General features: G+C 65.6%; 12 protein-coding genes. 8 read left to right on the forward strand and 4 right to left on the reverse strand.

What is annotated here, in order from left to right:
- Positions 1-24: 24 nt before the first annotated feature.
- Together ilvD and E3N85_RS12765 are read right to left on the reverse strand one after the other, a co-directional pair.
- The gene (gene ilvD, locus E3N85_RS12760) at positions 25-1,719 is read right to left on the reverse strand and encodes a dihydroxy-acid dehydratase (protein WP_134463751.1); all 1,695 of its coding nucleotides are present in this window, start codon (positions 1,717-1,719) and stop codon (positions 25-27) included.
- A gap of 62 nt (positions 1,720-1,781) precedes the next feature.
- Positions 1,782-4,010 carry a bifunctional alpha,alpha-trehalose-phosphate synthase (UDP-forming)/trehalose-phosphatase gene (locus E3N85_RS12765; RefSeq protein WP_241978495.1) on the reverse strand — a complete coding sequence of 743 codons (2,229 nt, stop codon included), beginning with the start codon at positions 4,008-4,010 and terminating at the stop codon, positions 1,782-1,784.
- A gap of 250 nt (positions 4,011-4,260) precedes the next feature.
- Between E3N85_RS12765 and E3N85_RS12770 the strand changes: the two genes are divergently transcribed.
- The 8 genes from E3N85_RS12770 to E3N85_RS12805 all read left to right on the forward strand — a co-directional run bounded on the left by E3N85_RS12770 (position 4,261) and on the right by E3N85_RS12805 (position 10,648).
- Entirely contained in the window at positions 4,261-4,449 is a 189-nt protein-coding gene (locus E3N85_RS12770) for a hypothetical protein (RefSeq protein WP_134463755.1), read from the forward strand.
- Between the two features lie 133 nt (positions 4,450-4,582).
- Positions 4,583-5,062, forward strand: coding sequence for a hypothetical protein (locus E3N85_RS12775; protein WP_134463757.1), 480 nt, complete (start codon positions 4,583-4,585; stop codon positions 5,060-5,062).
- A 70-nt stretch (positions 5,063-5,132) separates the two neighbouring features.
- Positions 5,133-6,908, forward strand: a complete 1,776-nt coding sequence (locus E3N85_RS12780; protein WP_134463759.1) for a glycoside hydrolase family 15 protein — start codon at positions 5,133-5,135, stop codon at positions 6,906-6,908.
- An 85-nt stretch (positions 6,909-6,993) separates the two neighbouring features.
- On the forward strand, positions 6,994-7,602 hold the full coding sequence (locus E3N85_RS12785) for a biotin transporter BioY (RefSeq protein WP_134463761.1): 609 nt from the start codon (positions 6,994-6,996) through the stop codon (positions 7,600-7,602).
- 3 nt (positions 7,603-7,605) lie between these two features.
- Positions 7,606-8,286: an energy-coupling factor ABC transporter ATP-binding protein gene (locus E3N85_RS12790; RefSeq protein WP_134463763.1), complete on the forward strand. Its 681-nt coding sequence runs from the start codon at positions 7,606-7,608 to the stop codon at positions 8,284-8,286.
- 10 nt (positions 8,287-8,296) lie between these two features.
- Entirely contained in the window at positions 8,297-8,890 is a 594-nt protein-coding gene (locus E3N85_RS12795) for an energy-coupling factor transporter transmembrane protein EcfT (protein WP_134463765.1), read from the forward strand.
- A gap of 144 nt (positions 8,891-9,034) precedes the next feature.
- The gene (locus E3N85_RS12800) at positions 9,035-10,027 is read left to right on the forward strand and encodes an FKBP-type peptidyl-prolyl cis-trans isomerase (protein ID WP_134463767.1); all 993 of its coding nucleotides are present in this window, start codon (positions 9,035-9,037) and stop codon (positions 10,025-10,027) included.
- Between the two features lie 354 nt (positions 10,028-10,381).
- Entirely contained in the window at positions 10,382-10,648 is a 267-nt protein-coding gene (locus E3N85_RS12805) for a DUF1801 domain-containing protein (RefSeq protein ID WP_134463769.1), read from the forward strand.
- Between the two features lie 22 nt (positions 10,649-10,670).
- Here E3N85_RS12805 and E3N85_RS12810 read toward each other — a convergent pair whose 3' ends face one another.
- Positions 10,671-12,911 carry an alpha-galactosidase gene (locus tag E3N85_RS12810; protein WP_174722488.1) on the reverse strand — a complete coding sequence of 747 codons (2,241 nt, stop codon included), beginning with the start codon at positions 12,909-12,911 and terminating at the stop codon, positions 10,671-10,673.
- Between the two features lie 13 nt (positions 12,912-12,924).
- The gene (locus E3N85_RS12815) at positions 12,925-14,256 is read right to left on the reverse strand and encodes an extracellular solute-binding protein (protein WP_134463773.1); all 1,332 of its coding nucleotides are present in this window, start codon (positions 14,254-14,256) and stop codon (positions 12,925-12,927) included.
- Between the last annotated feature and the right edge of the window lie 32 nt (positions 14,257-14,288).

Genomic DNA, 14,288 nt, shown 5'->3' on the forward strand with positions numbered 1-14,288 from the left:
GCCTGCCCACTCTGGACACGCTGGCTAGCCGGTGATGGCGCCTTCAGCGGCGGAATGCACGAGCTTGGCGTACTTTGCGAGTACGCCACGGGTGTAGCGCGGCGGGAGGGGCGCCCAGCCATCTCGGCGGGCGGCCAACTCGGAGGACTCGACCAGTAGGTCGAGCGTGCGAGCGGCGATATCGACCCGTATCAGATCCCCATCGCGCACGAAGGCGATGGGACCTGCGTCCACCGCTTCGGGTGCTATGTGGCCGATACACAGTCCGGTTGTGCCGCCTGAGAATCGACCGTCCGTTAATAGTAGTACATCGGAGCCGAGCCCTGCGCCCTTGATGGCGGCCGTGATCGACAGCATCTCCCGCATGCCCGGACCGCCCTTCGGGCCCTCATAGCGGATGATGACAACGTCACCCTTGTAGATCTTGCCCGCGGTCAGGGCGTCCATCGCCGCGCGCTCCCGCTCGAACACCCGAGCTGGTCCTTCAAACACTGCGGCATCGAATCCGGCGGTCTTGACCACGGCACCCTCCGGCGCAAAGGTGCCCTTGAGAATGGTGATGCCACCGCTCTTGTGAATGGGGTTGTCCAGGGTGCGCAGCACCTCCCCGTCGAGAGCGGGCGGGTCGATCTCGGCGAGGTTCTCGGCCACGGTCTTACCGGTCACGGTGAGCGCGTCGCCGTGGATCAGACCGGCTTCGAGCAGCGCCCGCATGACAACGGGAACGCCGCCCTGACGGTCGACATCGTTCATGACGTATTTGCCGAAGGGCTTGAGGTCGCCGATGTGCGGAACCTGGTCGCCGATGCGGTTGAAGTCGTCGAGGGTGAGTTCAACCTCGGCCTCACGGGCGATGGCGAGCAGGTGCAGCACGACGTTGGTCGAGCCACCGAAGGCCATGGCCACGGCGATGGCGTTCTCAAACGCCTTGCGGGTGAGAATGTCGCGGGCCGTGATGCCGAGGCGCAGCATGTTGACGACGGCTTCGCCGGAACGGCGGGCGAAGTAGTCGCGGCGACGATCAGCGGATGCCGGGCTCGCCGAGCCGGGCAGGCTCATTCCCAGGGCTTCCGCGACGCTGGCCATGGTGTTCGCCGTGTACATGCCACCACAGGCACCCTCGCCGGGAGCGAACGCACACTCGATGCGCTTGGCATCCGCTTCACTCATCCGGCCGGCCTTGACCGCGCCGACGGCTTCAAACGAGTCGATGATGGTGATGTCTTTTTCGGTGCCGTCGGAGAGCTTGACCCAGCCCGGCGCGATCGATCCGGCGTAGAGGAACACGCTCGCGAGGTCGAGTCGGGCGGCGGCCATGAGCATGCCGGGGAGCGACTTGTCGCAGCCCGCGAGCAGCACGCTGCCGTCGAGACGTTCGGCCTGCATGACGACCTCGACCGAGTCGGCGATGACCTCACGCGAGACAAGGGAGAAGTGCATGCCCTCGTGACCCATGGAGATGCCGTCGGAGACCGAGATGGTGCCGAACTGCAGCGGGTAACCGCCGCCGGAGTGCACGCCCTCCTTGGCCGCCTGCGCCAGGCGGTCGAGCGAGAGGTTGCAGGGTGTGATCTCGTTCCACGAGCTCGCAATACCGATCTGGGGCTTTTCCCAGTCGGCATCGCCCATGCCGACAGCACGGAGCATGCCACGAGAAGTGGTGGCCTCGATCCCATCGGTGACGTCGCGGCTACGGGGTTTCACATCGATCTCAGACATGCCTCCGAGTCTAGAACCTCGGCAGGCTCCCGCGATTCAGCTCACGGGCCGCAGCGAACCGGTCAGTGCACCTGCCCTGCCCGCAGGGCGGCGATACGCACCAGAACCTGGGTGACCTCGTGCGGGCTGCGCACCCGGTAACCGGCGAGGGTGGCACCCTGCCCAATTTTCAGCCCGAGGTCGTCGTCGTGCAGGGCCCCGAAGGCATCCTCGTCGGTCACGTCGTCACCGGCGTAGAACACGCGGTCGGCGCCGGTGTAGTTGCGCAGCTTCTCCAGGGCGTCGCCCTTGGTGCTCGACCGCACCGAGAACTCGAGCACGTTCTTGCCCTCTCGAATGGTCAGCCCGGGCAGCTGATCACCCAGTTGCTCACGAGCCTGACGCTCGGCTCTCTCGCCGTCTTCCTCGGTTGCGAGGCGAGTGTGCAGGGCCAGACCGGCGGGCTTGCGCTCGATTGTGGTGCCGGCGATCGAGCCGGAGATGCTCTCGAGCACCCGGGTGAGGGTATCGAGTTGCTCGAGCTCGGAGGAAAGCAGGTTGAGCTCGATCTCGGGGGTGTCCAGCTGCACCTCGATGCCGTGCGAGCCGGTGAGCAGTACCGAACTCTGCGGCTGGGCGACGTGTTGCAGGCTCACCAGGGCGCGTCCGGAGACGAGGGCAACACGCACGCCCGGCAGGTCAAGCAGGGCCTGCACGGCTTCGCGGTTGCCGGCGATGGCACGGGCGTCTTCGGGATGGTCGACATGGGGCGCCAGGGTGCCGTCGAAGTCGAGGGCGATGAGCAGGTTCTCGGCGCCGGCAATGCTCTGCAGGGCCAGGTCGAGGTCGTCAGAAATGCCGGCGGGCACGGCCGCGCCGCCGGTGAGGGCTCTCAAGAAGGAGTCCGACCAGGCGGCGACATCGTTTTCGGCGACTTTGCGTCGCAGCGACCGCATGCGCCGCGTGCGCTCCCGTTTGGGCATCTCGACCGCTCGCACGATGGCGTCCTTGGTGCCATCAATGTCGTGCGGATTGATGAGAATAGCTTGTTTGAGTTCGTCGGCGGCGCCGGCGAACTCGCTCAATACGAGCACCCCGTCAACATCAAAGCGCGCGGCCACGTACTCTTTGGCGACGAGGTTCATGCCGTCGCGCAGGGCAGTGACGAGCATGACGTCGGCGGCGAGGTACATCGCGACCATTTCTTCGCGCGGATAGCTGTGGTGGTGGTAGCTGATGGCGGTGTGACTGATGGTCGAGAAATCGCCGTTGAGCCGGCCGACGGCGAGTTCGATCTCGTCGCGCAGGGCCATGTAGGTGCTGACGCGTTCGCGGGACGGGCTGGCGACCTGCACCAGGGTGACGTCTTCGACGCTCAACCGACCGTCGGCGAGCAGCTCGCCAAAGGCCTTGATACGGTGGCCGATGCCCTTGGTGTAGTCGAGCCGGTCGACGCCGAGCATCAGGGTTTTGGGGTTGCCGAGGTCTTCGCGAATTTGGCGAGCCCTGGCTTGAATGTCGGGGCGTCGGGCAAGTTCTTCATAGCCGGCCGAGTCGATCGAGATGGGAAAGTGTTTGGCGATGACGCGGCGGGACTCCCCGTTCTGGCCGCCCTGGTCGGTCTCACCGATCGGCACATCGATGACGACGCCGCGGGTGGGATAGCCGTAGAGGCGACGCACCGCCTGGGAGAAGTTACCGGCATCCGCCAGCCGTTGAAAGCCGATGACGTCGGCGCCGAGCAACCCGTGCAGAATCTGTTTGCGCCAGGGCAGCTGCGCAAAGATCCCGTACGGCGGAAAGGGAATGTGGTTGAAGAAACCGATGACGAGGTCGGGACGGGCTTCGCGCAGCATGCGCGGCACGAGCTGCAGCTGGTAGTCGTGCACCCAGACCGTTGCCCCCGGGGCGGCGACCGCGGCGGCCGCCGCCGCGAATCGGCGGTTGACAGCGATATACGCTTCCCACGTCTCACGGTGAAAGCTCGGCGGTGCGATGACGTCGTGATACAGCGGCCAGAGCGTGTCGTTGGAGAAACCTTCGTAGTAGTCCTCGATGTCGGCTTCATTGAGCCGCACCGGCACGAGCGAGATCCCGGCATTCTCGAACGGCTCGAAATCGCGATCGGCGACACCCGGCCAGCCCACCCAGGCTCCGTGCGAGGAACGCATCAGCGGTTCGAGCGCTGTGACCAACCCGCCGGGCGAGGTACGCCAGTTGACGGAGCCGTCCTCGGCTTCTTCGTAATCCACCGGCAGCCGGTTGGAGACGACGACGAGAACGTACGTGCCGGCCGGGGCATCGGCGGGCACGACGGGGGATGGGTCGATCTGCGACCGTGTGGATTCGGCTGGAAGTGTAATGGATCATCCGTTCCGGGCACACCCGGGGTGCGCACCTGTGCTGCCCCCCAACGTTATCAGTCCGGCCCACAGCCGTTCGGGGCGCGACTGACGCGCCCGGAGTCTCGTCGATCAGCTCACGGGTTCTTCCCAGCAAAAGTCGGTTGCGAGCTTATCCGCGGTCGGGCCGGTGCCGGGTAGCCTGATTCCGGAGGTTGACATGCGAAAATTCGTGTTCAGCAGTGCAATGATCGGCGTCATTGCCGGTGGATGGAACACCGTACAGGCCACGCGGCACGGTCCGCGGGACTGGCGCCTCGTGATGCTGTGGCTCGGCTGGGGACTGAGCGCCGCCGTCGCTATCGGCACGATCATCGAAGACGCGAATAAACGTCGAATCGAGAGCTGAATTCAGCTCCGAATTGGCCTGTCCGGCGGCGTGTCCCCCGGCGAGACGACGATTCGTCCCCGAAAATGAAAAGTGCAGCTAATGCGGCTGCACACGGTGTGGCTCAAACGCCGTGCACTCGAAGGGGTTTGTCATGTTTGGTCGCCGACGCCGACGTTTGGCCGCGAATGCTGCGCTGACGGTTGCCCCTGCTCCGGTGCTGCACGACGAGCAAATTTTCGATTTGCTGCACGACAAGCTCAAAGCCCTGGTCGGCGAGCACGGCGCCTGGACTCTGGTGGCCCGCAGCGCGGACGACACCGAGGTCATCTTCCACGGGTTGAAGGCACGGGAGATCGCGACCGAGCTGACCGAGGCGATCATGACCGAACAAGCAGCCTTGCGCGGCGAGAGCAGCGGCGAGCCCACCGCGCTGTCCTGGACGCCCGCGCCAATCACGACCTGGAACGAACCGGCCGTGAACGAGACCTCGCCACGCGCGGCAGCCCCGGTCGACGCCCCGCCCATTGAGGCCACGCGGATCGAAACCAGCGATGACGACCTGGCTGCAGCATCCGCTGCCTGGATCGATAAGGCCTCCGCGACTCTCGCCTCGGCCCGTCTCGTCGCCTGACCACATCGGCGACAATCTTCGGTGCCCGATCGTCGGCCAATTCTCACTCTGGTGCTGACAGTATGGCCTGATGGCACTCAATATCGAGGACTACGCACTCATCAGTGATTGTCACTCGGCGGCGCTCGTCGGTCGAGACGGCAGCATCGACTGGTTATGCCTTCCGCGTTATGACTCCGCCTCGATGTTCGGTGCGCTCCTCGGCGATGAGAACGACGGTCGTTGGCTGCTGGCCCCGGCCGATACGACCGCCACCGCCAGCCGCAGTTATCAGGGCGATACCTTCGTGCTGTCCACGGTGTGGACCACGACCACCGGCCAGGTCGAGGTACTCGACTTCATGCCGCACGGCAACGGCCGGGCCGATCTGGTGCGCCGAGTGCGCGGCATCAGCGGCACGGTGCACATGACCCAGGATCTGCGCATCCGCTTCGGCTATGCCACGACGATGCCGTGGGTGCGCCAGCTCAAGGGCGAGTCGGCGCACGGCCTCGTCGCGATCGCCGGGCCCGACGCCATCGTGGTGCGCGGCCCTGATCTGCGCGCCGCCGACCACCGCCACGTGTCCCATTTCGACGTCAGCACCGGCGACACGATCGACGCGCATCTGACCTGGTATCCCTCGCACCGCGATACGCCACCCGCCATCGATATCGATGCTGCCCACGCCGAGACCTGCGCCTGGTGGCGGAAATGGGCGTCGTGCTGCAGCCATCAGGGACCATTGCGCGCCCAGGTGGTTCGTTCGCTGCTCGTGCTGCGTGCACTGACGCATGAGCGAACCGGCGGCATTGTGGCGGCCGCGACGACCTCCCTGCCCGAGCAGAGCGGCGGCACCCGCAACTGGGACTACCGCTACGTCTGGTTGCGCGACGCCTCGCTCACGCTCGCGGTTCTGCTCAGCCACGGCTACGAGGTGGAGGCCGACGGCTGGCGAGCCTGGCTGCTGCGTGCCATTGCCGGAGATCCCAACGACGTACAGATCATGTACGGCCTCTCCGGGGAGCGCTACCTGCCCGAGCATGAACTCACCGGCCTGGCCGGTTATCAGGGCGCCTCCCCCGTGCGTGTTGGAAACGGCGCGGTCGACCAGTTCCAATCCGACGTGATCGGCGAGGTGATGGTGGCCCTGCATGCTGCCCGTACTGCGGGCGTGCGCGAGAACGAGTTCTCCTGGCCGCTGCAGCGCGCTCTCATGAGCTTTCTCGAGAAGAACTGGCGCCGCGCGGACCAGGGCATCTGGGAGGTCCGCGGCCAGCCTCGCGAATTCACCCACTCGCGCGTGATGGTCTGGGCCGCCTTCGACCGCGCGGTGCGGGGCATCGAAGAGTGCGGCCTGGACGGTCCGCTCCACCGTTGGAAGGCCCTGCGCGACGCAGTGCGCACCGACATCGAGACTCGCGCTTTTGACGCGGATCGAAATAGCTACATGCAGTTCTGCGGCAGCACGGAAGTGGATGCCTCGCTCCTGGTGCTCCCGCAGGTCGGCTTCTGCGCACCCACCGATCCACGCATGCTCGGCACCGTGGCCGCGATCGAGGCCGACCTCATGCGGGATGGGCTGCTGTTGCGGTACCGCACGCACACCGCGGTGGACGGACTGCCGCCGGGTGAGCATCCGTTTCTGGCCTGCTCCTTCTGGTTGGTTGAGCAATACGCCACGTCGGGTCGACTCGACGACGCCAATGCGCTCATGAACCGGCTGCTCGGCTTCGTGAACGACGTCGGGCTGCTCTCGGAGGAGTACGACGTGACCAGTGGGCACCAGATGGGCAACACCCCGCAAGCGCTCTCGCATCTGGCTCTGGTGCGCGCAGCGGATGCGATTATGGCCGGTGGCTCCTGATCACAATCACGACCTCTACACTTCCCGGCATTTTGTTGTAGGTATTCTTCAGCAGCGGGTGTGGGCCAAATTCTAGATTTAAACCATGACTGACACCGTTCGTTCGAGCGCCCCGACGGGGCGCATTATGCCCGCCCGCGATCTTGCCCAGATCGCCATCTTCGCCGCTCTCATCGCGGCACTCGGCCTGGCGGGACCCCTTAACATCGGGCCGGTGCCGATCACCCTGCAGACCCTCGGCGTGATGCTCGCCGGGGCCATTCTCGGTCCGCGCAAGGGAACCCTCGCCGTGCTGTTGTTTCTCGTTCTGACGGCGGTGGGTCTCCCCCTGCTCGCCGGCGCTCGTGGCGGCATCGGCGTCTTCACAGTCAGTCCGGCCGCTGGCTACCTCTACGGCTGGCTGCTCGGTGCTGCCGTGACCGGATACCTCACCGCCCGCCTGCTGCCGAAATACCCGTTCTGGCCCGCCCTCGGCGCCACGATTCTCGGCGGCATCGTCGCCGTCTACCTGGTTGGTATTCCGGTCATGGCCCTCAACCTCGGCCTGCCGCTCGTGACCACGATCGGCCTGAACCTCGCGTTCATACCCGGAGACCTGATCAAGGTCATCGTGACCGTGCTGGTCGCCCGCCAGGTCCACAAGGCCTACCCCGGTCTGATCGCGCTGCCGAAGGGCCGTCGGGAAGTTGACTGACGCGTGAGCAGCATCCGCTTCGAGCAGGTCGGGCAGTCATTCGGTGACCGCTGCGTGCTTCGCAACGTGAATCTCAGCTTGACCGAGCATCGCATCGGCATCGTCGGCGCGAACGGATCGGGCAAATCCACGCTCGTGCGCATGATCAATGGGCTCGTCACTCCGACGAGCGGCACCGTGACGGTGGACGGGCTCGACGTGTCTCGCCATGCCCGCGACGTGCGTCGCAAGGTGGGGTTCATTTTCACGAATCCCGACAACCAGATCGTGATGCCCACCGTTCAGGAAGACGTGGCGTTCAGCCTGCGCCGACGCGGCCTCTCCCCCGCCGAAATCGCTGAGCGCACGGCGGCCGCCCTGGAACAGTTCGGGCTGAGCGAGCACGCCGAACACCCGGCGCACCGCCTCTCCGGCGGGCAGAAACAGCTGCTCGCCCTCGCCTCCGTCCTGGTGGCACGTCCAGCCACGATCGTCGCCGACGAACCGACGACCCTGCTCGACGCCCGCAATGCCCGGCGCATCGGTGAGCTATTGCACACGCTTCCCCAGCAGGTCATCGTCGTCACCCACCACTTGCATCTGGTCGAAGAATTCGACCGCGTGATCGTGATCGAGGAGGGCATGGTCGTCGCCGACGGCGCGCCCGCGCAGTCCCTGGCGGCGTATCGCGCCCTGCTGCAGTGAGAAGCGGCAGATGATCGGCCTGTACAGCCCTGGAACCTCGCTTATTCACCGGGCGCCCACTCTGCTCAAGCTGTTTCTGCTCTCGCTCTGCGTCGTTCTGATCGGGTCCTCGCCCAATCCATGGATCGTCGGCGGCGCGGCCGCCGGCGTCGTGCTGCTGTTTTTGGCGGCGCGAGTTCCGGTGCGAGCGGCCGCAGCCCAGATCGCCCCGATTTTGCTGATCCTGCTGGTCGCGGTGCCAATCCAGGGTTTGCTCTCCGGCTGGACGGTCGCCGCTCTGATGGCGGGCCGTCTGCTCGTAGCGGTGGCCCTCGCCACCCTGTTCACGATGAGCACGACGGTCACCGCCGTGCTCGAAGCGTTCCAGAAACTGCTGCGACCGTTCCGCCGGTTCATCGACACCGACCGGGTAGGACTGCTCGTCGCGCTCACCATCCGCTGCATTCCCTTGGTGAGCGATATCGTTCGCGAGGTGTTCGAGGCCCGCACGGCCCGCGGTACGCGGGGCTCGCTCCTGTCGATCGCCGTTCCGGTGGTCGTGCGGTCGCTCTACGCAGCGGATGCCCTGGGCGAGGCCCTGGTCGCCCGCGGCCTCGACGACTGACCGGCCTTGGCCCGGGCGGCACGCCGGGGCATTCACTCAGCCGCTTTATAGGCGATCCGTGGCAGAGTAGGGCTTTGGGCGTTCGCGCCACCAGACAGCTACCGAAAAAAGCCTACCCGCAGCTACGCTCTCGAAAGAGGCCCCGTGTCGAAAATTCCCGCACTTCTGACCATTGTGGGCCTGACGCTCGCACTGACCGCTTGTGGAAGCAGCGACACTCCTCAAGCAACGGATGCAGCCGCTGCCAGTTCCCCCTCTGCGGACTGCACGCAACCGGGCAAGCTCTCCGACAGCGTCAAGGTCACAGGTGATTTCGGCGCGCCCCTCGACATCGCGATCGATGCACCGCTCGCGCCCACCACCACCCAGCGCACGGTGGCGATTGAGGGAACCGGCACCGACACGGCCAAGAAAGACTCGATCGTGGAAGTCGCGATCACCCTCTACAACGCCAAAACCGAGAAAATCGTGCAGCCGACGACGTACTCCACCGACGGAGCCAGTCTCGTCATTCCCATCAACGACACCGGCTTGCTGCATGGTCTTGTTCGATCGGCCAATTGCGCCGTCGAGGGCGACCGGATCGTGACCGTGAGTACGGCAGCGGATGCCTTCACCGATCAGGGCACCACCGGCGTCGCTGCGGGCGAGCCAGTCATCTTTGTCATGGACGTCGTCAAGGTGATCGAATCCGTACCGACCAAGGCGTCAGGAACCGACCAGCCTGCCGAGACCGGTCTCCCGACGGTCGCTCTTGCTGCTGATGGCGCACCGACCGTAACCGTTCCCGCCACCGAGGCTCCCACGGATCTGAAGATCTCCACCCTGAAGAAGGGTGACGGGAAGGTCGTCACCGACGGTGCGAGCGTGGCAGTGGCCTATACCGGTGTGCTCTGGGCGACCGGCGAAACCTTCGACTCCTCCTGGGGCCGCTCCCCGTACACCGTCTTCCCGACGGGCGGCGTGATCCCAGGCTTCACCCAGGCGCTCGTCGGCCAGACCGTCGGTTCGCAGGTCCTCGCCGTGATTCCGCCGGAATTCGGCTACGGCGAAGCCGGCACCCAAGGCATTTCGGGCACCGACACCCTGGTGTTCGTAATCGATATTCTTGCTGCCGAGGGCGGCCCGAAGGCCTAAAAAGCACCTCCTCTACCTGGGCACCGCCCGTCGACCTTTGGGCCGACGGGCGGTGTTTTTTTGCCCAGCGAGGACCGGTTCCTGAGCGTCTGCCCAGCCGCAGGGTGCATCGGCGTGACAGTGTGGAATACAGGTACCAACATGCCCGGCACCGGCCAGGCGTGAATTTGACCACCGAAAGAGGCTATTCACCTGACATCCACATTCACTTCGACGTTTACTCCCACCAAATTTCAGATCGCCGATCCGGCACTCGTCGCATCCGCTCTCAAGCCGACGACCATCGACGAATATGTTGCCGCTCCCACCGAGCCGCTGGCAAGCGTCGCCAGGCTGCTCCGGGACAAATTCGACTTGGGCCTGCCGAAGACATCGACGGAACTGTGGCACGGACATCCGGTCTGGCTCGAGAATGACCTGCCGGTAGCCGGATTCAAGGCATATCCGACTTTTGTGACCGTGTTGTTCTGGCGCGGCCAGGCCATCACCGATGACTCGGGCAAGCTCAACGCGAGCGGGTCGGCGGAGATGAGCGAATTCAAGCTGAAAAGCGTCGACGACTTCAACAGCGACCTGTTCGACGGCTGGCTGCAGCAGGTTCGCGAGCTCGAGGCCGCCTAACTCTCGGAGAGGCGAGGCTCGCTCAGCCAACCGCGTCGATGGCGAAAAGTGCGGCCTGCTCCGGGGCAAGAAGCGGCGCGGGCAGCCCGACGAGAGCGAGCACCGCTCCGGTCAGCATGACCGAACCACCGTCACCACCACCGCCACCGCCACCGCCACTCGCAGCATCGGCGGGGGTGGTTGAAGTTGCGGTCGAGCCCTCCAACCCGGCGTACCACGCTGGCGGTGCGTCCTGGATTGTGCGCGGGGCGCCGAGCAGCAGGGGCGTCACTCGATAGCGCCGCTCGGGCGCGAGCCCGGGAAATCGCATCCGCTCCGGAACGGCGTCATGCGGGGCTGCGAGAGCCACCTGGGCGAAGAGGGCCGAATTCTGGTCGCGCGAGACGACGCCGTGCAGCAGAAGGGCGGGGTCGCTCGGGTCGGCCCGCACGACAACACCGGAGTGCAGCAGAGGGCGCAGCCGCTTGTAGTGCGTGATCCACTCGGCAATCTGCCCGAGCTCTTCGGCGCTCGCATCGATGAGATTCCACTCAATGCCGGCCGCACCGAACAGGGCGGTCGCCAGCCGAAAACTGAGCTCGGAGGTGCGTCCGGTGGTGTGCGCCGTGGCCGCGCCGAGATGCCCGCCGAGGTATTCCGGCGGCACGAGCACGCCCGTATATCGTTGGATCTGCTGTCGCTCGAACGGGTCGTTGGTATCGCTGGTCCAGACCCGGTCGACGCGCTCGAGGATTCCAAGGTCGATCCGGGCTCCCCCCGACGCGCAGGACTCGATCTCGATGCCCGGGTGTGCCGCGCGTACCGCATCGATCAGACTGTAGAGCGCCGCAGTCTGGCGGTGAGCGGAGGCGGCCAGCAGGTCGCGATTGTGGTCCCACTTCAGGTAGGCGATCGGGTACTCCGTGAGCAGAGCGTTGAGTCGGGCGAAGACCCAGGCGAAGGCGTCCGGGTGGCTCAGATCGAGCACACGCTGGAACCGCCAGGTCAGCGCCGGTGTTTCAGTGGCTGAGGGTTCCGGGACGCCGCCGAGCACCCACTCCGGGTGCGCACGGGCAACCTCCGAGTCGAGACTCACCATCTCCGGTTCGACCCAGAGGCCGAAATCCAGGCCGGCCGCGTGCACACGTTCGATCAGAGGATGCAGGCCACTGGGCCACGTCACGGGATCGACGAACCAGTCGCCGAGGGCACGGCGATCATCCCGGCGGCCGGTGAACCAGCCGTCATCGAGGACGAAGCGTTCCACGCCGGTCTGCGCCCCGGCATCCGCAAGGCACGCCAGGGTTGGCAGATCATGCTCGAAGTAGACGGCCTCCCATGTGTTCAGCACGACCGGGCGCGGCGTCCGAATGGTCGACCACGAGCGGATCCACGGATGCAGCCGCGCCGACAGCCCGTCGAGCCCGGCATCCGAGTACACGGCCACGGTCCACGGGGTGCTGTGGCTTGCACCGGCGGCCACACCCAGCTCGCCGGGAGCCAGCAGTTCACCGCTTCCGAGCAGCGAAAAGCCCAGGGGGCTGTTCTCAGCCCAGGCGCGCTTGTCACCGCTCCAGGCAAGATGAGTGCACCACACTTCCCCGGAACGAAAACCAAATCCGGGTGTACCGGCCACCATGAGATAGGAGTCGTCATGCCCGGGGCGGCCGTGTCGGGACTCGCGGCTCCACACGCCGTGGCCGAGCGTGCTGCGCTGCGGCCGACGCTCGTGAGTCCACAGCCCGGTGAAGTCAAGCAGTTCCCCGGCCCGACCGGGTACCGGCAGTATGACGTCGAGCGAACCCAGTTCGAAGGCTGCGTCGCCGGCGGTGGTACTCGTGTTGGTCACGGTGTGGCGCAGCCGAAGCACCCCCTGAACCGAGATTTCAAGATCGGTGCGCACGGAAATCTGGGCCGCGGCATCCGCCAGCAGGAGCGTCAGGGTCTGGGTTCCTGGCAATGCGAAGCGTCCCGTGGGGCGCTCGCCCGCCCGAACGTTTACCAGGCGCAGATCGATGGCCGAGCCGCCCCGGCCGGGCCGGAAACCGCTGATTCCCGGTCGTCCGCTCCACCCCTGCGCGAGGGTGGGCAACAGGGTGAGCCGCAGGGGCACGTCGATCGAGCTTGGTGCGATCGACGGCACGGATGCGTCGGCCAACGTGGTCAGCATAGCGCCGGTCAATTCGCCCAGGTCGGCACCCCAGTGCACGATGACGGGCACGCCCGTGCCGCGGGCATCCAGCACCAGGCTGGTGCCCGCGGCACGGAGGTAGGGAATCGACACAGTGATGCTGATGCTACTTGTTGACCGGGATCGACTGTGCCTGGAGGGCGTCGATCGTGCTCTGCTGGGCGCTCGTGAGAGCATCCGTCAGCGTGCCGTTACCGGTGACTGCACCCTTGAAACCGTCGGAGGTGTCGTTATAGACCTGCGTCATGGTCGGGCCCCAGATGAAGTCGGGCGATACCTGAGCGGACGCCTCGGCGAACACATCGTAGATCGCCTGGCCGCCATAGAACTCGACGCCTTCCTTCAGGGCCGGCAGTTCCAGGCCACTCTTGGCGGCCGGGTACAGGTTGGCCGATTTGTTCAGCATCGTGAGCGCCTCATCAGAGGTGTTCAGCCAGAGCGCGAACTGTGCAGCCTCGTAGGGGTGCTCGGATCCTTTGAACACGGCGGTGGACGAGCCACCCCAGTTGCCAGCGGCGCTCTCGCCATCAGCCCACTGCGGGGAGAGCGCGACGGACCAGTTGCCGGCGGTGTCCGGAGCGCCGCTGGCGATGGAGTTCGCACCCCAGGCCGCCGAGTTCCAGGTCCAGTCGGATCCGGTGTTGTAGGCGTTATTCCACTCGTCGGTCCACGGCGGGTTGGTTGAAACGAGATCGCGGTCGATCAGGTCCTGCCAGTAGTTGGCAACCTTGACGGACTCCGGGCTGGTCAGATCGACGGTCCAGTTGTCACCGTCGTTCTCGAACCAGGTTCCGCCGGCCTGCCAGACGAATCCGGCAAACTGGTTGATGTCGCTCTGCGAGAAGTTGGTGATGTACCCGCCGGTGGCGCGTACCGCCTCCGCTGCAACGGCGAACTCTTCCCACGTGGTGGGGATCGCAATGTTGTTGGCCGCGAAGAGATCGGCGCGGTAGAACATCGCCATGGGGCCGGCATCTTGCGGCACCGCATAGACGGCGTCCTCTTCGCCGAAGTTGACTTGACCCCAGGTCCAGTCCACGAAGTCGTCCTGGGCGTCGAGTACACCCGCGCAGGAAGCGAGGTTGGTCAGGCCGTCCTGCACGCGGAAGTTGGGGAGGGCGTCGTATTCGATCTGGCCGAGGTCGGGCGCGTTGCCGGCCTTGAGCTGATTGAAAAAGTTCTGATAAGTGCCTCCGTTTCCGTTCGGGCCGGTCTGCACCTTCACCTGAATGTCGGGGTTTTCATCGTTCCAGATCTTGACGACTTCCTCGATCCCAGGTATCCAGGTCGTAAAGGTCAGGTCGACCTTGCCGTCCGAGGGTGCACAGGCTGCGGCGTCGCCGCCGTCCTGTGTGGTCGAGCCTGACGCGCAGCCGGCCAGCACGACCGTGGCTGCGGTGAGCAAAGCGACGGTGGCTGCTCTCTTCTTGATTCGCATTGTCCTTCTTTTCTCTTGGTGGAGGGAATGAG

The organism is Cryobacterium sp. Hz9 (genome assembly GCF_004402825.1).
Taxonomy (GTDB): domain Bacteria; phylum Actinomycetota; class Actinomycetes; order Actinomycetales; family Microbacteriaceae; genus Cryobacterium; species Cryobacterium gelidum.

Coding starts and splice junctions, on each gene's coding strand:
- E3N85_RS12815 (WP_134463773.1), bottom strand. CDS start 14,256: ATGCGAATCAAGAAGAGAGCAGCCACCGTCGCTTTGCTCACCGCAGCC.
- ilvD (WP_134463751.1), bottom strand. CDS start 1,719: ATGTCTGAGATCGATGTGAAACCCCGTAGCCGCGACGTCACCGATGGG.
- E3N85_RS12770 (WP_134463755.1), top strand. CDS start 4,261: ATGCGAAAATTCGTGTTCAGCAGTGCAATGATCGGCGTCATTGCCGGT.
- E3N85_RS12780 (WP_134463759.1), top strand. CDS start 5,133: ATGGCACTCAATATCGAGGACTACGCACTCATCAGTGATTGTCACTCG.
- E3N85_RS12795 (WP_134463765.1), top strand. CDS start 8,297: ATGATCGGCCTGTACAGCCCTGGAACCTCGCTTATTCACCGGGCGCCC.
- E3N85_RS12775 (WP_134463757.1), top strand. CDS start 4,583: ATGTTTGGTCGCCGACGCCGACGTTTGGCCGCGAATGCTGCGCTGACG.
- E3N85_RS12785 (WP_134463761.1), top strand. CDS start 6,994: ATGACTGACACCGTTCGTTCGAGCGCCCCGACGGGGCGCATTATGCCC.